Annotated in this window: 21 protein-coding genes; 10 read left to right on the top strand and 11 right to left on the bottom strand. The window is 60.0% G+C overall.

Annotation, left to right across the window (positions count from 1 at the left end; all coding sequences use genetic code 11):
• Complete coding sequence (gene dnaJ, locus GRI69_RS09380) at positions 1–1,125, bottom strand: molecular chaperone DnaJ (protein WP_160728023.1); 1,125 nt, start codon at positions 1,123–1,125, stop codon at positions 1–3.
• A gap of 75 nt (positions 1,126–1,200) precedes the next feature.
• The gene (dnaK, locus tag GRI69_RS09375; RefSeq protein ID WP_160728022.1) at positions 1,201–3,132 is read right to left on the bottom strand and encodes a molecular chaperone DnaK; all 1,932 of its coding nucleotides are present in this window, start codon (positions 3,130–3,132) and stop codon (positions 1,201–1,203) included.
• Positions 3,133–3,310: 178 nt separating this feature from the next.
• On the opposite strand from dnaK, the gene GRI69_RS09370 reads away from it, so the two are divergent.
• The 3 genes from GRI69_RS09370 to GRI69_RS09360 all read left to right on the top strand — a co-directional run bounded on the left by GRI69_RS09370 (position 3,311) and on the right by GRI69_RS09360 (position 5,609).
• Entirely contained in the window at positions 3,311–3,796 is a 486-nt protein-coding gene (locus tag GRI69_RS09370) for a copper chaperone PCu(A)C (RefSeq protein WP_160728021.1), read from the top strand.
• Between the two features lie 62 nt (positions 3,797–3,858).
• Positions 3,859–4,332 carry a vgr related protein gene (locus GRI69_RS09365; protein WP_160728020.1) on the top strand — a complete coding sequence of 158 codons (474 nt, stop codon included), beginning with the start codon at positions 3,859–3,861 and terminating at the stop codon, positions 4,330–4,332.
• 113 nt (positions 4,333–4,445) lie between these two features.
• On the top strand, positions 4,446–5,609 hold the full coding sequence (locus tag GRI69_RS09360; RefSeq protein ID WP_160728019.1) for a PrnB family protein: 1,164 nt from the start codon (positions 4,446–4,448) through the stop codon (positions 5,607–5,609).
• 72 nt (positions 5,610–5,681) lie between these two features.
• Here GRI69_RS09360 and GRI69_RS09355 read toward each other — a convergent pair whose 3' ends face one another.
• The 4 genes from GRI69_RS09355 to hrcA form a co-directional block, all read right to left on the bottom strand.
• Complete coding sequence (locus tag GRI69_RS09355) at positions 5,682–5,972, bottom strand: glycine zipper domain-containing protein (protein ID WP_160728018.1); 291 nt, start codon at positions 5,970–5,972, stop codon at positions 5,682–5,684.
• Positions 5,973–6,034: 62 nt separating this feature from the next.
• The gene (locus tag GRI69_RS09350) at positions 6,035–7,786 is read right to left on the bottom strand and encodes a DUF885 domain-containing protein (RefSeq protein WP_160728017.1); all 1,752 of its coding nucleotides are present in this window, start codon (positions 7,784–7,786) and stop codon (positions 6,035–6,037) included.
• A gap of 36 nt (positions 7,787–7,822) precedes the next feature.
• Positions 7,823–8,422 (bottom strand): nucleotide exchange factor GrpE, encoded by a 600-nt coding sequence (grpE, locus tag GRI69_RS09345; RefSeq protein WP_160728016.1) that lies wholly within the window; start codon positions 8,420–8,422, stop codon positions 7,823–7,825.
• 12 nt (positions 8,423–8,434) lie between these two features.
• Positions 8,435–9,478, bottom strand: coding sequence for a heat-inducible transcriptional repressor HrcA (gene hrcA, locus GRI69_RS09340; RefSeq protein WP_160728015.1), 1,044 nt, complete (start codon positions 9,476–9,478; stop codon positions 8,435–8,437).
• Positions 9,479–9,563: 85 nt separating this feature from the next.
• Here hrcA and rph point away from each other — a divergent pair, with 85 nt between their 5' ends.
• Entirely contained in the window at positions 9,564–10,280 is a 717-nt protein-coding gene (rph, locus tag GRI69_RS09335; RefSeq protein ID WP_160728014.1) for a ribonuclease PH, read from the top strand.
• The gene (gene rdgB / locus GRI69_RS09330; protein ID WP_160728013.1) at positions 10,277–10,906 is read left to right on the top strand and encodes an RdgB/HAM1 family non-canonical purine NTP pyrophosphatase; all 630 of its coding nucleotides are present in this window, start codon (positions 10,277–10,279) and stop codon (positions 10,904–10,906) included. Before rph ends, rdgB begins: the two co-directional genes overlap by 4 nt.
• Here rdgB and GRI69_RS09325 read toward each other — a convergent pair.
• A complete protein-coding gene (locus tag GRI69_RS09325; RefSeq protein ID WP_160728012.1) occupies positions 10,900–11,481 on the bottom strand; it encodes a CAP domain-containing protein in 582 nt (193 codons plus the stop codon). The two genes, rdgB and GRI69_RS09325, sit on opposite strands and share 7 nt — an antisense overlap.
• 48 nt (positions 11,482–11,529) lie before the next feature.
• On the opposite strand from GRI69_RS09325, the gene hemW reads away from it, so the two are divergent.
• Entirely contained in the window at positions 11,530–12,684 is a 1,155-nt protein-coding gene (hemW, locus tag GRI69_RS09320) for a radical SAM family heme chaperone HemW (protein ID WP_160728011.1), read from the top strand.
• Positions 12,681–13,577, top strand: a complete 897-nt coding sequence (locus GRI69_RS09315; protein ID WP_160728010.1) for a tyrosine recombinase XerC — start codon at positions 12,681–12,683, stop codon at positions 13,575–13,577. The genes hemW and GRI69_RS09315 overlap by 4 nt, the downstream gene beginning before the upstream one ends.
• On the opposite strand, the gene GRI69_RS09310 is transcribed toward GRI69_RS09315, so the two are convergent.
• The 4 genes from GRI69_RS09310 to rsmI are packed head-to-tail and all read right to left on the bottom strand — an operon-like array spanning position 13,574 to position 16,411.
• On the bottom strand, positions 13,574–14,182 hold the full coding sequence (locus GRI69_RS09310) for a VTT domain-containing protein (protein WP_160728009.1): 609 nt from the start codon (positions 14,180–14,182) through the stop codon (positions 13,574–13,576). The two genes, GRI69_RS09315 and GRI69_RS09310, sit on opposite strands and share 4 nt — an antisense overlap.
• A 24-nt stretch (positions 14,183–14,206) precedes the next feature.
• Positions 14,207–15,175, bottom strand: a complete 969-nt coding sequence (gshB, locus tag GRI69_RS09305) for a glutathione synthase (protein ID WP_160728008.1) — start codon at positions 15,173–15,175, stop codon at positions 14,207–14,209.
• 34 nt (positions 15,176–15,209) lie between these two features.
• A complete protein-coding gene (locus tag GRI69_RS09300; RefSeq protein ID WP_160728007.1) occupies positions 15,210–15,560 on the bottom strand; it encodes a YraN family protein in 351 nt (116 codons plus the stop codon).
• Positions 15,557–16,411: a 16S rRNA (cytidine(1402)-2'-O)-methyltransferase gene (gene rsmI / locus GRI69_RS09295; RefSeq protein WP_160728006.1), complete on the bottom strand. Its 855-nt coding sequence runs from the start codon at positions 16,409–16,411 to the stop codon at positions 15,557–15,559. The genes GRI69_RS09300 and rsmI overlap by 4 nt, the downstream gene beginning before the upstream one ends.
• Positions 16,412–16,449: 38 nt before the next feature.
• On the opposite strand from rsmI, the gene GRI69_RS09290 reads away from it, so the two are divergent.
• The 3 genes from GRI69_RS09290 to GRI69_RS09280 all read left to right on the top strand — a co-directional run bounded on the left by GRI69_RS09290 (position 16,450) and on the right by GRI69_RS09280 (position 20,018).
• Positions 16,450–17,595 carry a penicillin-binding protein activator gene (locus GRI69_RS09290; RefSeq protein ID WP_202391941.1) on the top strand — a complete coding sequence of 382 codons (1,146 nt, stop codon included), beginning with the start codon at positions 16,450–16,452 and terminating at the stop codon, positions 17,593–17,595.
• A 61-nt stretch (positions 17,596–17,656) separates the two neighbouring features.
• A complete protein-coding gene (gene parE / locus GRI69_RS09285) occupies positions 17,657–19,645 on the top strand; it encodes a DNA topoisomerase IV subunit B (RefSeq protein WP_160728005.1) in 1,989 nt (662 codons plus the stop codon).
• Positions 19,638–20,018: a hypothetical protein gene (locus GRI69_RS09280; protein WP_160728004.1), complete on the top strand. Its 381-nt coding sequence runs from the start codon at positions 19,638–19,640 to the stop codon at positions 20,016–20,018. Before parE ends, GRI69_RS09280 begins: the two co-directional genes overlap by 8 nt.
• Positions 20,019–20,027 lie beyond the last annotated feature (9 nt).

Raw genomic sequence — 20,027 nt, 5'->3', positions numbered from 1 at the left:
TCAGGCGCCGAGGGCGCTGCGAATTTTCTTGAAAAAGCCCTGACTCTGGGGGCACTCGTCACCCGTTTCCAGTTCGCGGAATTCCTCGAGCAAGCTCCGTTGTTCCTTACTGAGCTTGGTCGGGGTTTCGACTGCAATCTCTATCACCATATCTCCGCGGCCGCGTCCCTGCAGGACGGGCATGCCAGCGCCGCGCTGGCGCAATTGCTTACCGGACTGGATCCCTGCCGGGATTTCCAGGGTCAGTTCTTCGCCATCGATGCCGGGTATCTCGATTGACCCGCCAAGGGCGGCCTTCGTGAAGGTGATCGGCACGCGGGTGGCAAGCGTGGTCCCCTCGCGCTGGAATATCTCGTGCGGCTGCACATGAACGAAAATATAGAGATCGCCGGATGGCGCGCCGCGTGGACCAGCTTCGCCCTTTCCCGACAGGCGAATGCGCGTGCCGGTGTCGACGCCGGGAGGAATATCTACCTCGAGTTTTTGCGGAACGTCGATCCGACCCTCTCCGCGACAATCCCGGCAGGGCGAGGTGATGACCTCTCCCGCACCATGACAATTGGGGCACGGCCGTTCGACGACGAAGAAACCTTGCTTTGCCCGAACATTGCCCTGCCCGCCGCACAGATTGCAGGTACGTGCATGGGTACCGGGCTGGGCGCCCGAACCGTGACACGTGTCGCAGGATCTACTGACTTCGATTTCGATCTCGGTCGACTTTCCGTGGAAAGCATCCTCGAGCCCGATCTGCATATCGTAACGAAGGTCCGCACCGCGCCGCGGTCGTGGACGACCGCCACCGCCACCGAAGGCAGACCCGAAAATCGTTTCGAAGATATCGCCGATGTCTCCGAAATCGGCATTGCCATGTGCACCTCCCGGACCGCCGCCGTTCTGAAAAGCGGCATGTCCATAGCGGTCGTAGGCCGCGCGCTTTTGTGGATCTTTCAGGCAGTCATAGGCAACGCTGATCGCCTTGAACTTCGCTTCACTCTCGCCGCAACCCGGATTGCGATCCGGATGATGCTTCATCGCGAGCTTGCGATAGGCGCTCTTTATCGCCGCGCCATCCGCATCGCGGCTGACCCCAAGCAATTCGTAGAAATCGATTTCGGTAGCTGACATTACTTTCCCCGCCCTAAAACTTACCCCCACCGGAGCGCTCGGGCGCCGGTGGGGGCATGGTTCTCATCAGGCGTCTCAGTTCTTTGCGTCTTCGTCGACTTCGGAGAATTCGGCGTCGACCACCTCTTCGTCCGACTTATCGTCTGAACCGGCATCTCCGCCTTCAGGTGCGTCGGAACCGGCCGTAGCCTGCTCCTGCTCGTAGATCGACTGGCCCATCTTCATCGCGCTCTGCGACAAATCCTGCGCCTTGGCGTTGATATCGGCTGCATCATCGCCTCCGAGTGCGGTCTTGAGCGCAGCGACCTTTTCTTCGACTTCGCTCTTGAGCGAAGCGTCGATCTTGTCGCCATGTTCTTCCAGCTGCTTCTCGGTCGTGTGGACGAGGCTGTCGGCCTGATTACGGGCCTCGGCGCTTTCGCGGCGCTTCTTGTCCTCGTCAGCAAACTTCTCCGCGTCCTGAACCATCTGGTCGATGTCGCTGTCTGACAGACCGCCAGATGCCTGAATCCGGATTTGCTGTTCCTTGCCGGTACCCTTGTCCTTGGCAGACACGTTGACGATGCCGTTGGCGTCGATGTCGAAAGTGACTTCGATCTGCGGCACGCCGCGCGGCGCAGGTGGGATGCCGACCAGGTCGAACTGTCCGAGCATTTTGTTGTCGCCCGCCATCTCGCGCTCGCCCTGGAACACGCGGATTGTAACCGCCTGCTGGTTATCCTCGGCAGTCGAGTAGGTCTGGCTCTTCTTGGTCGGGATCGTAGTGTTGCGATCGATCATCTTGGTCATGATGCCGCCGAGCGTTTCGATACCCAGCGAGAGCGGGGTCACGTCGAGCAGCAACACATCCTTGACGTCGCCCTGAAGCACGCCGGCCTGGATGGCGGCGCCCATGGCCACAACTTCATCTGGATTCACGCCGGTATGCGGCTTCTTGCCGAAGAATTCTTCTACGACTTCGCGCACCTTGGGCATACGGGTCATGCCGCCGACGAGGATGACTTCGTCAATGCCGCCCTTGTCGAGACCGGCATCGGCCAGCGCCTTCTTGCAGGGTTCGAGCGTGCGCTTCACGAGATCGCCAACGAGCTGCTCGAGCTTCGAGCGAGTCAGCGTTTCCACGAGGTGCAATGGAGTGGAACTGCCACCTTCCATCCGCGCAGTGATGAAGGGCAGATTGACTTCGGTCTGCGCCGAGCTCGACAGTTCGATCTTGGCCTTTTCGGCAGCTTCCTTGAGACGCTGCAACGCGAGTTTGTCGGTCCGGAGATCCATATTCTCCTTCTTCTTGAACTCGTCCGCGAGATATTCGACGATCGTGCTGTCGAAGTCTTCGCCGCCCAGGAAGGTGTCTCCATTGGTCGACTTCACTTCGAACACGCCGTCCCCGATTTCGAGGACGGAAACGTCGAAGGTACCGCCGCCGAGGTCATAGACGGCAATCGTCTTGCCGTCGTCCTTGTCCATGCCATAGGCAAGCGCAGCCGCAGTCGGCTCGTTGATGATGCGAAGCACTTCGAGACCAGCGATCTGGCCTGCGTCCTTGGTTGCCTGGCGCTGCGCGTCGTTGAAGTATGCCGGTACGGTAATAACGGCCTGCGTCACGGTTTCGCCGAGATAGCTTTCGGCCGTTTCCTTCATTTTCTGGAGGATAAAGGCGGAAATCTGGCTCGGGGAATAATGCTCGCCGCCAGCTTCGACCCATGCGTCGCCGTTCTTGCCCTTGACGATGTCATAGGGAACGAGATCCATGTCCTTCTTGGTCATTGGATCATCGAACCGGCGCCCGATAAGGCGCTTGATCGCGAAAAGGGTATTGTCCGGATTGGTGACAGCCTGACGCTTTGCGGGCTGGCCGATCAGGCGCTCGTTGTCCTTGGTGAAGGCGACGATCGAGGGCGTCGTACGCGCACCTTCGGAATTCTCGATGACCTTTGGCTTGCCGCCGTCCATAACGGCGATGCAGCTATTCGTGGTGCCGAGGTCGATACCGATAACTTTGCTCATGGATTCCCCATCTGTTTCAAGTCGTTGGACGCAGCGCAGCTGGTTCCCCATAAACGGCGAAACCGGTCGGCAGCTCATTAAAACGGTGTATTACAGGCGCGATATAGGTTCGCTTTTCCTTGGCACAAGAGATGGGTCCCGCTAGATTTTCGACCAGTTCACAGGAGGGATATATTCAATGATCAGATCGATTTACGCCGCCGTGCTCATCGCAGGAACGTCTCTTGGCCTCGCATCATGCGGCTCCGAGACGGAGGAGCCTGCTGTTACGGCTGATGAAAATAGCATTGCCGGGGTCGAGGTGACTAATGCACGGCTGGTGCGTCCGCCCGTGTCGGGAAACCCTGCTGCGGTTTATTTCGATCTCGCCAATAACGGCGACAGGAACCTCGCCTTTCGCAACGCCGAGGTTGCCGACGCCGGTCGCGCTGAAGTGCACGATACCATTATGGAAGGCGAGAAGATGGTAATGGGAGAAGCCCCGCCGATCCTTGTCGAAAGCGGCGGCAATGTGAGCTTCGAACCCGGTGGAAAGCACATAATGGTTTTCGAGCTTCCCGAGGGCATCGCAGAGGGTTCTACCGCCGAAGTCACTCTGATCGCGGCCGGCAACAGGCGCCACACGTTTGAGGCGACCGTCCAGTCCGCCGGAGACGATCGCTGAACGACCTGCGCGACAAGCTAGGCGTCGAAAGCCATCAAGAACCCCTCCCGCCGCAATGCGCGGTGGGAGGGGAGCGCAGCCTGACCGAAGGCGAGATCGCATTGGCCCGGACGGTCTTCGGAGATGCGATCGACTATTCCTTGGTCACGATAAGACGGCGAAAGTGGTTTCCCTTTCAGCCGCGCCGCGTCACCATGGCACCGCGCGGGCATCTGCATTTCCACCCGCGCTCAGATCACTATTGCGATGATTTTTCTCGCGAAGGACTGATCCGCCAAGGCCTGCTGATCCACGAACTGGTGCATGTTTGGCAGACACAGACACGGGGTAATTGGTATCTGGTTACCCACCGCATGCCATGGGCGCGTTACGATTATTCTCTCAAGCCAGGATGGCGGCTCGAGCAATATGGGATCGAGCAGCAAGCAGAAATCGTGAAGCACGCCTTCTGGCTGCGCAACGGCGTAAAGATTGCAGGTGCCGCTTCTGCCGAAGCCTATGAATTGCTCGTCTGGTTTCCAAAAAGAGCTTCTTAACGCTACGGTTTTCGGGAGTTTTCCACTCCCGGGCTTGAGCATGGCAGCCCTGATGGATACGAATGCGCACATTGATCGGGCGGCCCAACCCGCGCCCGACGATGAGTCATCACATGGAGCTTAAAGAATACGGTATGAGCCGCGAGCGCGGCTATCTTTCGCATTACGAAATCGACGAAATCACCCTTCCGGACGAATTCGCGCCAGTTCTCCAAGCTGCGAAAAAACTTTCCGCATTACTGACCACCGGCCGCGTTCGCCACTGGCTAGAGGCTCTTCCCGATCCGCAAATCGAAGATTGGGTCGAGAAGGCGCCGGAAGAAGAAGTACGCACCGCAATGGTGCATTATTCCTTCCTCGTACAAGCCTATGTCTGGGGAGAACCCGAGCCGCCCGCACACCTCCCCGCGAACCTTGCCCGCCCCATGTGCGCAATTGCCGATCGCCTGGGCCAGGCGCCGCTGCTGCCCTATTCGGGCTATGTGCTCGATAACTGGTACAGGCTCGACAAATCGGGGCCGATCACGCTCGACAACATAGCGATGTACCAGAACTTCCTGGGCGGCGCCGACGAGAACTGGTTCGTGCTGGTCCATGTCGCAATCGAGGCCGAGGCCGGAGTGCTGCTAGACAATGCCGCAAAGCTTGTATCCGTTGCCAAGTGCGGCGACGAGACCGAGGTGATCCATCTACTGAAGGAAATGGATGAGGCCTGGGAGCGCGTCTATGCTCATTTCGCCCGGATGCCCGAGCGGTGCGATCCCTATGTCTACTTCCACCGCGTACGTCCCTACATCCACGGTTGGGCAAACAACCCTGCTCTCGAAAATGGTGGTCTCATTTATGAGAGTGTGGATCGGTACCAAGACAAGCCACAGGCATTTCGCGGCCAGACGGGATCGCAAAGCTCGATCGTCCCGGCAATGGACGCACTTTTCCAGGTCGGGCACAGCGACGATCCGCTGCGTCAGTTCCTGGACGAACTCCATCAGTATCGGCCAGTGGAACATCGGCGCTTCATCGAGGACATTGCCAGGGAATCGACACTGCGCGACTTCGTTTCGGCCAGCGCAAATCAGGATTTGAAGGAAGCGTTCAATGCGTGCGTCGAGCAGTCGGCGCGCTTTCGCACCCGGCATCTCGAATATGCGGCGAGCTATATCAACAAACAGGCTGGCTCAATTGCGGGCAACGATCCCGATGTCGGCACCGGAGGGACTCCGTTCATGAAGTACCTCAAAAAGCACCGCGACGAAAACCGGACGCAAGTCGTCTGAAAAAGCAGGTCGCCTGAAATGGAAAGGGCCGCTCCCATTCGGGGCGGCCCTTTGTTCTCGATATCGGCTATCTTACCAATAACGCGCGTAGCGATCGTCGTAGCGGCAATCGTCATCGACATAACGACCATCGCCATAATAGCCGTCACAATCGTCGTCCTTATCGGTTGCATAGCCAACCACACCGCCGATTGCGGCCCCGGCAAGCGCATAGGTTTCGATGTCGCCATCTGTAATCGCAGCGAGGCCGGCACCAGCCGCCGCCCCGGCTACTGCGCCTTCAACGCCATAGTTTTGCGCGCAAGCTCCCAAGCTCAAGCTGGAGATAGCGAGCACGGGGGCAATCAAGATTTTGCTATTCATGGTTTTTCTCCGTCAGCATCCCTGTCCGAACACTTACGGAGAGACCCGTCAGGTGTTCCCGCTCAATCGTAAGTCACACCCGGCAAACCTTGTCCGCCATCGGCAATAAATGCATCGATCCGCGCTTCCAGAGCGGGCAAAGGCACCGACCCGAGCGAAAGCACGACATCGTGGAACTTGCGGATATCGAAATCGTCGCCAAGCGCCTCCTCCGCCTTATTGCGCACGCGCCGGATCGTCATTTCGCCCAGTTTGTAGGCCAACGCCTGCCCGGGCCAGCTGATATAGCGGTCGATCTCGGTTCCGACTTCACGGTCCGAAAGCGCGGTGTGGCTGGAGAGGTATTCAACCGCCTGTTCGCGGGTCCAGCCATAGTGATGTATGCCAGTATCGATTACCAGCCGCGCCGCACGCCACATCTCATAGGATAGCCGCCCGAATTTCTCGTAAGGCGTCCGATAGATGCCCATCTCCTCGCCGAGATATTCGACATAGAGGCCCCACCCCTCGCCAAAGCCGGAGAAATAGGTCTGCCGACGAAAGCGGGGTGCCTCGTCCTGCTCCAGAGCGACCGCGGCCTGGAAACTGTGGCCGGGCGAACATTCGTGCAGGGTAAGCGCCGGGATATTGTAGAGCGGGCGCGAGGGAAGATCGTAGGTGTTCATCTGACAGGCATCGAGTCCGCCCCGCCCTGCGGTATAGAAAGGAGCGATCGCCGGATCGACCGGGCGGATCGTGAAACGGTGCCGGGGCAGGAAACCGAAGTAGTCGGCGATTTCCCCGTCGACCCGCTTGGCGACATAAGATGATACGCCCATCAATTCGTCACCGGTATCGGCGACGAATTGGGCGTCGGTCCGCAGAAAGGTGACGAACTCGGCCAAAGTGCCGTCGAACTCCGCCTCTGCCTTCACCTTTTCCATCTCGGCGGCAATGCGCGCGACTTCTTCGACTCCGATCCCGTGAATCTGCTCCGCGGTCAGATCGAGCGTCGTATATTGCCGGATTTGCTGCGCGTAATAGGCTTCGCCGTCCGGGAATTCGCTCGCGCCAAGTGTGGTGCGCGTTTGCGGCAAGTAAGTCTCGCGGAAGAACGTCAGCAACTCGCGGTAAGCAGGCGTCACGCTCTCCGCGATTGCAGCGCGGCCTGCCACTTGCAGACGTTCGCGATCTTCATCCGAGAAGCGCTCCGGCATATCGCCGAAGGGAGCCCAGAACGGACTGGCCTCCGGATCATCGACGACATAGGCCTCGATCGAGGCATCGCGGCCCGCCAGCGTTACCCGGGGAACGCTGAAACCGCGGTCAAGTCCCGCTTGTGCATTGACCGTCTGCTCCGCGAAATATCGCGGCAGATCGTTCATCCGGCCAATATAATTTTCATAATCCTCGACAGTCGTAAACCCGCTCCTTGCAGCGAGATAGGACCAGAAGTTGCTGTCGCTATCGAATGGCATTTCCCACTCGGAGAAGCGCGCGTCGCCGATGTCGCTTTGAAGCAGGGTACGAAGGACGAGAGCATTGGTCCGAGCTTCTTCGGACAGCGCCGCCTTGTCGATAGCATTCAGCCTCTCGAGGATTTGCTCGGCCCGCGCGGCTCGCGCCCGCTGCGATTCGGGCGTAACCGACCACAGGCTGTCGCCGTACTCGGTGCTGCCGTTCTCTTGTTCGGTCAGGCCATACTCGGAAAGCTGATAATCATACCACTCGTCTGCCAACGCCATCAGAGCTTGATCGGCGTTTTCTTGGGCAGCAAGCGGAGTTGCAAAAGCAGAAGCGGCGAGAACCGCCGCTCCGAGAATGGCAGTCCTCATCGTATTCATCTCCCGGTATTCATTGTTCTCAGTTGATCAGTCCGGTTTCTTCGCCACACCGACCATGGCCGGACGTAAAAGACGGTCCTTGATCATGTAGCCCGCCTGCATTTCCTGCACGATGGTGCCCGGCTCGACGTCGTCGGTCGGTATTTCCATCATCGCCTGGTGCTGGTTCGGATCGAGCGGCATACCCTTGGCCGCAATACGCGTGATACCATTGTGAGTGAAAACCTTGTCGAGCTCGCGCTGGGTGGCCTCGATACCGGCGATAAAGCCCTTCAGTTTCTCGTCTTCCCGCTGCTCGGCGGGGATCGCATCGAGCGCGCGTGCTAGGTTGTCCGCGACACTTAAGACATCGCGGGCGAAACCCGTTGCAGCGTAGTTGCGCGCGTCCTGAACGTCCTTTTCCATCCGGCGACGCACGTTCTGCGTTTCCGCGCGGGCGTAAAGGACATCCTGCTTTGCGGCTTCAAGGTCACCGCGAAGGCTGGCGAGTGCATCTTCCAACGCTTCCTCCGCAGCTTCGCCATCATCCGCGCCTTCGCGCAAATGTTCCGGCACGCCTTCCATTTCGCGCGCCACTTCGTCGTCGACCGCCGTTTCCTGCGGCTCGTTCGTGTTCTCGTTGTTCACTTGAAAACCCTGCTATCCAATTCTCTTGCCCAAGGATCGGGCCGTGAAATCCACCATGGGGACGACACGCGCGTAATTCAACCGAGTCGGCCCAATGACGCCGAGCACGCCAACCACTTTTCCCTCCCGGTCGCGATAGGGCGCAGCGATTACCGAAGAGCCCGAAAGCGAGAACAGGCGGTTCTCGCTACCGATGAAGATTCGCATCGCTTCCGCTTCGCGCGCATTTTCAAGTAGGGAAGCCACGGACTGCTTGTTCTCGAGATCGTCAAGCAGCGAGCGAACCCTTTCGATATCGGACAGTGCGCTCTCGTCGAGAAGGTTTGCCTGCCCTCGCACGATCAGGACGGGACGGCTCGAGGCGTCCTCGGTCCAGACGGCTATTCCGCGCTCGACCAGGTCGCGGCTCGCCTCGTCCAAAGCGCTCCGACCACCAGCGATTTCACGCTCTATGAGCAGCGCGGCTTCCGCCAGGGTCCGTCCCGCGGTCTTGGCAGTGAGGAAATTGCTCGCCTGTTCGAGCGATGTACCCAGCGCTTCGACCGGCATGGGCAAGACCCGGTTCTCGACATGCCCGTCTTCACCTACCAGGACCGCTAGTATCCGACCGGCATCGAGCGGGGTGAGCGAGACCTGCGACAGGCGAGGTTCCCGCCGCGGCACCATGACCATGCCGGCTGCACCCGATAGGTCGGAAAGGAGGGCGCTGGTCTGTTCGAGCGCTCGTTCGATAGGGCCCGGCTGAGCGATCCGCTGCTCGATTGCCGCGCGTTCCTCTGCAGTCGGCTCGGCAACCTGCATCATCGCGTCGACGAAAAGACGAAGACCGCTGTCTGTGGGCATGCGGCCTGCACTGGTATGCGGTGCGGCAAGCAGGCCGCGCTGTTCCAGTTCCGCCAGAACCGACCGGATCGACGCAGGCGAGAGGTTCACACCTCGTTCGCCCGAAAGGGCTTTCGAACCGACCGGCGAGCCACTCTCGAGATAACCCTCGACCACGAGGCGAAAAATCTCGCGAGCACGGTCGGACATGTCAGGTAGCGGCGGAGAGTTCATTGTTCCTATCTAGCTGCTCCCCTTGCGGCCTCAAGGGGCTTCGGCCAAAGCCTGCCACGAGAGATTCGACTGCATTGGAGATTTTATGCGACCTTCAGGACGTGCGCCCGATGAAATGCGCGCTATCACTATCGAAACTGGCTACACCAAGCATGCCGAGGGAAGTTGCCTGATCGGCTTTGGCGATACCAAAGTGCTATGCACCGCAAGCGTTGAAGAACGCATACCGCCGTGGCTTCGCGGCAAGGGCGAAGGCTGGGTGACCGGCGAGTATTCGATGCTGCCACGCGCAACCCACACTCGCGGCCAGCGTGAAGCTGCCAAAGGAAGGCAGAGCGGAAGAACGCAGGAGATCCAGCGTCTTATCGGTCGTAGCTTGCGCGCCGTCGTCGATCACAGGAAGCTTGGTGAACGCCAGATCACGCTCGATTGCGACGTCATTCAGGCAGATGGTGGCACCCGCACCGCTTCGATCTCGGGTGCGTGGATTGCTCTGCGCCTCGCCGTGAATGCGCTGATGAAATCGGGCGACATCGTCGAAGATCCGATTACCGCCAAGGTCGCCGCAGTATCCTGTGGCATCTACAAGGGCACGCCGGTGCTCGACCTCGATTATCCAGAGGACAGCTCGGCTGATGCCGACGCTAATTTCGTGCTCATCGAAGGCGGCAAGATCGCCGAGGCACAGGCAACCGCCGAGGGAGCGCCTTATGACGAGGAAGCTTTCCTGCGGCTTCTTCGCCTCGCCCAGATGGGCTGCGCCGAAATCTTCAAGGTGCAGGACGAGGCCACGCGTAAATGACACGTCGCATCGGTTCGGGCAGTCTGGTGATCGCCACGCATAATGCGGGCAAGCTTAAGGAGATTTCCGCGCTGCTCGCCCCGTATGGCGTGAAGTGCATCTCCGCCGGCTCACTCGGTCTGCCCGAACCGGCGGAAACGGGGACGACTTTCGTCCAGAACGCCCTGCTGAAGGCGCGGGCGGCAGCCGAGGCTTCGGGCCTCCCTGCCCTGGCCGACGACAGCGGTCTTTCGGTCGATGCGTTGGAGGGGCGCCCCGGAGTCCACACGGCAGACTGGGCCGAGCGGCAATGGTTCGAGGGCGATCCCGGCCGCGACTGGTACATGGCCATGGGCAAGGTTGAGGGCATGCTCCAGCAGAAAGGCCCCGATGCCGATCGAACCTGCGCGTTTCACTGCGTGCTCGCGATCGCTTGGTCCGACGGCGAACACGCTGTCTATGAAGGTAGCGCTCCCGGACTTCTCACCTGGCCGCCCCGCGGGGACATGGGTTTCGGATACGATCCCGTCTTCGTCCCCAAGGGACACGACAAGACTTTCGCAGAGATCGCGCCGGAAGAGAAACACGCGATCAGCCACCGCGCAGATGCATTCGCCAAACTCGTAGGCGAACAATTCGGTCAGTAGGCCTTCTGGCCCCACACATTGCCAGCGGGCCAGTAGCGACAAACCAGTACGTCCCAGCCCCGGTCGTTGACGACCGAACAGCCGACTTCCTGCGTATTGCGCCAGACGATCTGGGTATAATGCGCCACGTCGGCCCACTTTCCCGTCGAGGAAATCTCGGGAAAATTGCCGTGGCGGTAGTGCTTCTTCTCATCGATCATCAAGTCGAGCCCGACAAGCACGTCCCATTGGCCCTGACTACCCATCCATAAATTCTCGCCAGTGCTGTTACGCGTGCGGCGGTCGGCATGTTCGAGCCGCCCACGGCTGGCAAGTTCGCGGCCCCATTGCTGTGCCTCGCGTTCAAGCGCGCGGTTCCATTTCAGCTTGGGCAAGCCGAGGCGCTGGCGTTCGTGATTGTGCGCGTCGAGCATGCGCGACGCGAGCCTGTCATCCATGCGATTGTCGTAGGTGGCGCCCATTCGGTGACCGTTGCCCGGAGCGTTGTTGCTTGCACTTGCGGCAACTGTAGTGCCCGTGGCACATAGCGCGGCGAACGCGGCGCTTGCCGCAATCAGAATTTTAGACCCGTCCATGGCAATGCTATAACCGCATTCCTGCTTAATTTGAGGTGAAGCCAAGAATTGGCCCGTTCGCTCTACATCCACTGGCCGTTCTGCCTGGCGAAATGTCCCTATTGTGACTTCAACAGCCACGTTCGTGAACGCACCGACATGGGCGTATGGGAAGCCGCATTGCTCGCCGACATGCGCGCCGAGTTTGCTGCGGGCAATAATGAAGAACCTTTCATAAGTATCTTTTTTGGCGGAGGAACTCCTTCGCTCATGCCGCCTGCCCTCGTGGCGTCTCTCCTGCGCGAAGCCGAAAAACTGTGGGGCTTTGCGGACGACATCGAGATAACTCTCGAAGGCAACCCTTCCTCGGTTGAGGCCGAGAACTTTGCCGATCTGGCGAGTGCGGGGATCAACCGTGTCTCGCTTGGTGTGCAGAGTCTTCGCGACGACGTGCTTCGTTTTCTAGGCAGGCTTCATGGTGCGAATGAAGCGCTTGATTCAGTCGAAACCGCGCAGAAACTGTTCAGCCGCGTTTCGATCGACCTGATTTATGCCCGGCCCGATCAGACGCCGGAGGAATGGCGGCAGGAACTCTCGGAGGCACTTGCGCTCGGGACATCGCACATGTCGCTGTACCAGTTGACCATCGAACCGGCGACGCGCTTCGCCACCGATGTAAGGCTCGGACGTTTCGAGCCGCTGGAAGATGATCCGGCAGCCGATCTCTTTGCTCTCACTCGCGACATGACGGCAGAAGCCCGTCTTCCGGCATACGAGATCAGCAACCACGCGAAACGAGGAGAAGAGAGCCGCCACAACCTCACCTACTGGCGATATCGTGACTACCACGGAATCGGACCGGGCGCTCACGGCAGACGAGGCGGTATTGCAACGACCCGACACAAGAAGCCGGAGAACTTCCTCACCGCCGTCCAGAAACAAGGTGACGGTATCGCCGAGCACAGGATTCTGGATAATCGCGAACAGGCCTCGGAGGCCCTCCTCATGGGACTACGCCTCGCCGAAGGAATCGACCTCTCCGAATTGGAAGTCCGCTTCGGCATTTCGCGTTCTGGCCTGGTCGACGGGAGAAAACTGGCTCTTTATCAAAATTTCGGATTGGTTCGGACATCGGGTGACCGGCTGATCGTGTCTTCAGCGGGAATGCCGTTGCTCGACGGGCTGCTGGGTGAACTCGTTCCGGAAGAGTTGGTGAGTAGTTGAGTAGGCAGGAGGTTCTCGGTGCGTGGCATGATCACATTGCGCTTGGCCTGAGGCGATCACCGCATACCGTGCGGGCCTATCACAAAGCGGCCGAACGCCTGCTGACAAATCTGGAGATGACCGAGTTCGAACACGTTGCAAGGTTGTCGACAGGAAAGCTGCGCAGCCACATTGCTTCACGGCGCGCCGATGGGCTTGCCAACGCCTCCGTCGCCCGCGAACTCTCGGCGCTCAAAGCTTTCATCGGCTTTGCCCGGACGCAGGCGGGCCACGAAATTTCCGAAGCCCCGCGCATGCGGGGACCACGGCTCAAGAAAGGTTTACCGCGACCTGTTTCGCCGGACGATGCGATTGGACTGGCTGACACGGTGGAAGCGCTTGCGGCCGATGGCTGGATCGGCGCCCGCGATCGGGCAGTGCTGCTGATGCTGTATGGCGCAGGTATACGCATTTCCGAGGCCCTCTCGCTCAAGGGAAGCGAACTCCCGCTTGGCGAAACACTCACGGTAATTGGCAAGGGTAACAAGCAGCGGGTCGTCCCGCTGGTCCCGCTGATCCGCGAGTCAGTCGACGACTATGTGCGCCAGTGTCCCTGGTCGATCTCGCGCGACGATCCCCTTTTTCGCGGGATTAAGGGAGGTCCCCTCTCGCAGGGAGTGGTGCAGAAAGTGACCGCACAGGCACGGCGCGTCCTTGGCCTTCCGGATACAGCTACCCCTCACGCTCTCCGTCACAGTTTCGCAACGCATTTGCTTGGTGCGGGGGCCGATCTGCGCAGCCTCCAGGAACTGCTCGGCCATGCCAGTCTCGGATCCACGCAGATCTATACGAAGGTCGATGCTGCCACATTGCTTGAAACCTATCGCAGTGCGCACCCCCGAGAGAACGATTAGGACTTCTTGGTCGCGGGTTTCCACGTGACCACTCGGTAAACATACCAGGCGATTCCCAATACGATGAAACCGCCGACTGCCCAGCTCGCATAAACATCGTATTGGTCGATAAGGCCGGACAGAGCGCTTCCGCCAAGGATAAGCGCACCGTTCCAGATCAATGATCCGAGGAAAGTGAAGAGCAGGAAGCGCCAGAGTTTCATCCTGGCAAGTCCGGCGGGCAATGAGATAATGGTGCGAAGGAACGGCGAAAACCGCAGCAGGAACACAATCCAGTCCCCATTGCGGCGAAACATGTGGCGCGCCTTTTCGAATTCTTCCCATTCGAATGTGAGCCAACGACCGCGCTTTTCGATGAAGCTCCTGAGATGTTCCTCACCCCAGCGGCGACCGAGCCAATACCAGAAATAATTTCCCGCCACCGTGCCCAGCGTGCCGATCATCAGAAGCGGCGCAAAGGCCATCTGCTCGCGTGCGACCAGCACGCCGCCATAGCCCATGATGATTTCCGACGGCATGGGCGGAAAAATGTTCTCCAGCGCCATCAGGATGAAGATGCCTAGATATCCGCCGCTGGCGATAGCGCTGATGATGAAATCGTTCACAGTCCGCCCAACGCGCGACCCGCGCTATCGGTCCGCGTGTCTGCGCTCGATAGCGTCCCAGATGAGGCTGGCCGTGTCAGTGCCGTTGAACTTGTCGATCGCCACAATCCCGGTCGGCGACGTAACGTTGATTTCCGTCAGCCACTTCCCGCCGATTACGTCGATTCCTACGAAAACCAAGCCGCGCTTCTTCAGTTCGGGGCCCATCGCCGCGCAGATTTCCTCTTCGCGTGCTGTCAACGTTGCAGCTTCGGCGTGGCCACCTTGCGCGAGGTTCGAACGAAACTCACCTTCGCCGGGGAAGCGGTTGATTGCGCCGACAAATTCCCCGTCCACCAAAACGATGCGCTTGTCACCCTCCGCCACCTCGGGAAGGAACGGCTGGATCATGTGCGGTTCTGGCCATGTGAGGTCGAACACCTCGCTGAGGGCAGAGAGATTTGTGCCGGTTTCGTCGAGGCGGAAAATAGCCTTTCCGCCGTTACCGTGGAGCGGTTTGACCACCACCGATCCATGCTCGCGCTGGAATGCCTTCAGGTCGTCGAGATGCCGCGCGATCATGGTCGGCGGCATGAATCGCGCGTAGTCGAGCACAAACATTTTTTCGGGCGCATTCACGACTTCACGCGGATCGTTGGCGACCAGTGTCGTGCCTTTCAATCGATCAAGCAGTAAAGCGGCACTTATATAACCGAGATGAAACGGTGGGTCCTGCCGCATCAGAACAACGTCGATATCTCTGGCGAGATCGATACGGCGGCGCTCCCCAGCAGTGAAATGGTCGCCTTCGACCCGTTGAACCTTGACCGGCGCGGCATGCGCGGTGATCTGTCCCGAAGGCGTGCCGTCGCTTTGCCAAGCGAGGCTGGCGACATCATAATGCCAGACCTCGTGCCCGCGATCCTGCGCGGCGAGCATCAGCGCGAAGCTGCTGTCGCCCGCGATCTTGATGCTTTCGAGCGGGTCCATCTGGACGGCGACGCGTAGGGTCATCTCAAACTCCGATTATCCTGAACTCGAAGGAGGATCAGGGCTGCCAGGCGCTGGCGATGTGGCGAGGGAAGGCACCTGGTGCAAGCAGGATTACATCGACGCGGATGTCTTCCCCTTCTGTTGCGTAACGATGCGCTACCGCTTCGGTCGCCGCGGCTACGCGTGCAAGCCGGTGCTGATCGATGGCATGGTCCAGCTCTTCGCGTTTCTGCCGCCACTTCACTTCGATGAAGGCTACCAGCCTGCCGCGTTTCGCCACCAGGTCGATCTCTCCTGCGGCTGTTTTCACACGCCGGTCGAGAACCTGCCAGCCCTTCGCGCGCAGCCAGAGAGCCGCACGTGTTTCGCCGTCGCGGCCGCTTCGCTCTGCCTGCTGGCGCTTCATTCCGTCTTAATTTCCATGGCGCGGGCATAAAGCGCCTTCCGGTCGAGCCCGGTAGCCTTGGCGACTTGCCCCGCGGCCTGGCTCGCCTTCATCGTCTGCATCGCGTCGCGCAGCATTTGGTCCGCATCCGCATCGCTCGGCGCATGATCTTGCGGCGGACCCACGAGGAGTACGATTTCTCCTTTAGGAGGGTTGGCATCGTAATACGCCATCAATCCGTCGGACAGTCCCCGGCGGCACTCCTCGTGCAATTTGGTGATTTCGCGCGCGACCGCAATCTCCCGCTCCGGCAGGACTTCACCCAGAGCCTTCAATGATTTGAGCAGGCGTGGCCCGGTCTCGTAAAATACGAGCGTCGCATTCGTGGCAGACAGTTCCGTGAGTGTTTCGCGCCGCGCCTTGTCCTTGACCGGCAGGAAACCGGCGAAAAGAAACCGGTCGTTCGGCAAACCGGAAAGCGTGAGGCCGACGACCGCAGCGCATGCCCCGGGCAAGCTCGTGACGGGAATCCCTTCCGCCCGGCAATCGTTCACCAGGCGGTATCCCGGATCAGAGATCATGGGAGTACCTGCGTCGCTTACCAACGCGACCGCGCGCGTCCTGATTGACTCGATGAGGCGGGACCGGTCGCGATGCTCGCTATGATCATCATATCGCCAGAGCGGCTTGGAAATACCGAGGTGCTTCAAAAGCTTGCCGGTGACCCGCGTGTCTTCGCAAGCAACCGCATCGCAGCGTGACAGAATGTCCACGGCACGCATGGTGATATCGCCGAGATTACCGATAGGGGTGGCAACAAGGTAAAGACCCGGTGTAAGACGGTCGTTCAGAGGCTGGGCGGCATCGCTCACTCTCCTTCCATGAACTACCTAAGAGGGACGCGGCAAGAATGAAGCGCGCATTTGTCACCCGGCGTAACGTTATGATGGCCGCAGGCGCGGTCCTGCTTTCCGGCTGTTCGATCATTCCGAAGGGCGGCGAAACACCGACCGCCGGCACCCCCACACCCGAGCCGAGCGCGACCGCCCTCCCCCAGGACGAAAACCTGCACCGGGTTGCACTACTGGTGCCCCTCTCCGGTCAGAACGGCGAAGTGGGACAATCCATCGCCAACGCTACGACGATGGCGATCCTCGACACCGAAGCGAGCAATTTGCGGATTACCACCTACGATACTGCCGAAGGCCCACAGGCCGCAGCGCAGCGGGCGATTGCCGACGGCAACAGATTGATCCTTGGCCCGCTGCTAGGCAGCAATGTCGTTTCTGTCCGCGCCGAGGCTGCACCGGCCAATGTGCCGATTATAAGCTTTTCGAACGATGCGACGGTTGCTGGGCCCGGCGTCTTTGTGATGGGCCATATCCCCGAACAATCGATTGCGCGCAGCGTCGAATATGCGCGCGACAACGGAGCCGACAGTTTCGCCATCCTCGCGCCCGACGGAGATTACGGGACTCGCGCCGAGGCATCACTGCGTTCGGCCCTTTCCGAACACGGCGGAAATCTCGTTGCGAGCGAAAGCTATGCGCGCAGCAATACCTCGATCGTCAGTGCCGCGGGCCGCTTGAAGCAACGCGGCGGATTTGACACGATCCTTATTGCCGACGGCGGCACCAATTCGATCCGGGGAGCGGAGGCGGTGAAGTCTGCCGGTCTGCGTATCCTTGGGACGGAACGTTGGAGCGGCGATAGCGCATTGCTGCGTTCTTCTGCCATGCGCGGCGCGCTCTTCTCAACCGTCAGCGACGCCCGCTACGCCGGTTTCGTGCGCAGCTATCAGGAACGTTTCGGAGGGCAGCCATATCGGGTTGCGACCCTCGGCTACGATGCTGTTCTGCTGACCCTGCGTGCAGCGCGCGAATGGCGGTTCGGCCGTCCCTTCCCTTCCGATGTCTTGTTCCAATCGGGCGGTTTCGATGGGATCGATGGTGCTTTCCGCTTCGAGCGAAACGGTGTCGTCCAGCGGGCGATGGAGGTGCGCCGTGTTGCCAATGGCGACGTGGAAGTAGTCTCGGCTGCTCCGTCAGGCTTCTGACAGGCGGATAACCTCGCCCGCCAGCTTGCGACAAGCACAGCGAGCGATATAGCCTTAGCCCATGTCCGACGACCTGTTCGAAAACACACCGACGTCTTCCGGCGACTACGATGCTTCTTCCATCGAGGTCCTCGAGGGTCTTGAACCCGTGCGCCGTCGCCCCGGTATGTATATCGGCGGAACCGACGACAGGGCCCTGCATCATCTCGTCGCCGAAGTGCTCGACAACTCGATGGACGAAGCGGTCGCCGGCCATGCCAGCCGGATCGAAGTAAAGGTCGAGGAAGGCAACCGGATCACCATCTCCGATAATGGCCGGGGAATGCCCGTGGCGGAGCATCCAAAGTATCCGGGCAAGTCGACACTGGAGGTCATCCTCACCACTCTACATTCTGGCGGCAAATTCTCAGGCAAGGCTTACGCCACCAGCGGCGGTCTCCACGGCGTGGGCGTCAGCGTGGTCAACGCGCTATCCGATTACACGCGGGTGGAGGTGGCTCGCGACAAGACCCTTTACGCACAGGAGTTCTCCAAGGGCGCTCCCACTGGCGATATCCAGGAACTCGGCCCTACCCCCAACCGGCGCGGAACCACTGTTACCTTCGTGCCCGACACCGAGATTTTCGGCGATCGCAAGTTCAGCGCCAAGCGCCTGTTCAAGCTCGCACGTTCAAAGGCCTATCTTTTCGCAGGGGTCGAAATCCGCTGGAAATGTGCGGAGAGCCTTGCTTCGGATGATGTACCTGAAGAGGCGGTATTCAAGTTTCCTGGCGGTTTGGCGGATCATCTCGCCGAACAGATCGGCGGACGCGAATGCGTTACTGCACAGCCCTTTGCCGGATCGCAGGATTTTCCCGAGCAGGACGGGATGGAGCAGGGCCGGGTCGAATGGGCGATCGCGTGGCCCCTTTATTCCGACGGTTCGACGAGCTGGTACTGCAACACGGTGCCAACGCCCGATGGCGGCACGCACGAGCAAGGTGTCCGCGCCGCTCTGACCAAGGGTCTCCGCGCTTTCGGAGAACTCACCGGCACCAAAAAGGCCAAGGATCTTTCTGCGGACGACATAATGGTCGGGGCCGAGGTCATGCTGAGCGTCTTCATTCGCGATCCGCAATTCCAGAGCCAGACCAAGGACCGGCTGACTTCTCCCGAAGCCGCTCGCTTGGTCGAAAACGCCGTGCGCGATCACTTCGATCATTTCCTCTCCGACAATATGGATCGCGGCAAGGCGCTGCTGGGCCAGGTGATGGAGCGGATGGACGAGCGCCTGCGCCGCAAGCAGGAACGCGAGATCAAACGCAAGACCGCGACCAACGCCAAGAAGCTGCGCCTGCCGGGCAAGCTCACCGACTGTTCGGGTGAAGGCAACGGAGAAACCGAACTCTTCATCGTCGAAGGCGACAGTGCAGGCGGCAGCGCCAAGCAGGCGCGCAACCGCAAGACGCAGGCGATCCTCCCGATCCGAGGGAAAATCCTGAACGTCGCCAGCGCCACTGCCGACAAGATCCGCGCCAATAGCGAAATCGCCGACCTGACGCTCGCCATGGGCTGCGGCACACGCAAGGACTGCGACGCGGAGAACCTGCGGTACGACCGCATCATCATCATGACCGACGCCGATGTCGATGGTGCGCATATCGCCACCTTGCTCATGACGTACTTCTTCCAAGAAATGGCCGAAGTCGTGCGCGGTGGACATCTCTACCTTGCGCAGCCCCCACTGTACCGGCTCACTGCGGGGAAAGAGAGCCGCTATGCGCGTGACGATGCCCACCGCAAGGAGCTGGAGGAGACCGTCTTCAAGGGCAAGAAGGTCGATGTCGGCCGCTTCAAGGGGCTCGGCGAGATGAACCCGCAACAATTGCGCGAAACCACAATGGCCCCTGAAACGCGCAGCTTGATCCGCATCACGCTGCCTGCTGAATTCGAGCAGCGGGCTGTGGTCAAGGAATTGGTCGACCAGCTCATGGGCCGCAATCCGGAACACCGGTTCAATTTCATCCAGAACAATGCCGGCGAATTCGACCGCGAAATGATCGATGCCTGACCGCTCCGATCCGGAGGAGGGTCTGGAAAGCGATGGCGACATCATGGCGGGGGACCGACGGATCGCCCGTACCGATACGGCCCTGCCTGATTGGTACGTATCCGACGCGGCCTATCGCCCCCTGCCGATCGTCTGGTTTGGCGGCGCATTGATACTTCAGGTAATAATCCAGCCCGGCGTCTTCTGGTTGTTCGCGCTGACAATGGTAGCATCGCCAATCATCACCACTGCAGTTGCGTTGCTTGCCAGCGGGATCATCTGGCATCTCGCTATGCGACGCGGCATGTCCAGAGCATCCTTCGCATGGCGATTTGCTACCGGCGCAATGCTCGCTTTCTTCTTTTCGCTCACCGCGTTAACGGCTCTGGCCTAAGTCACCAGT

Source organism: Qipengyuania vulgaris, assembly GCF_009827325.1.
GTDB lineage: Bacteria > Pseudomonadota > Alphaproteobacteria > Sphingomonadales > Sphingomonadaceae > Qipengyuania > Qipengyuania vulgaris.
Note: the sequence above shows the minus strand (reverse complement) of the source record. Positions and strands in the feature narration are given on the sequence as shown.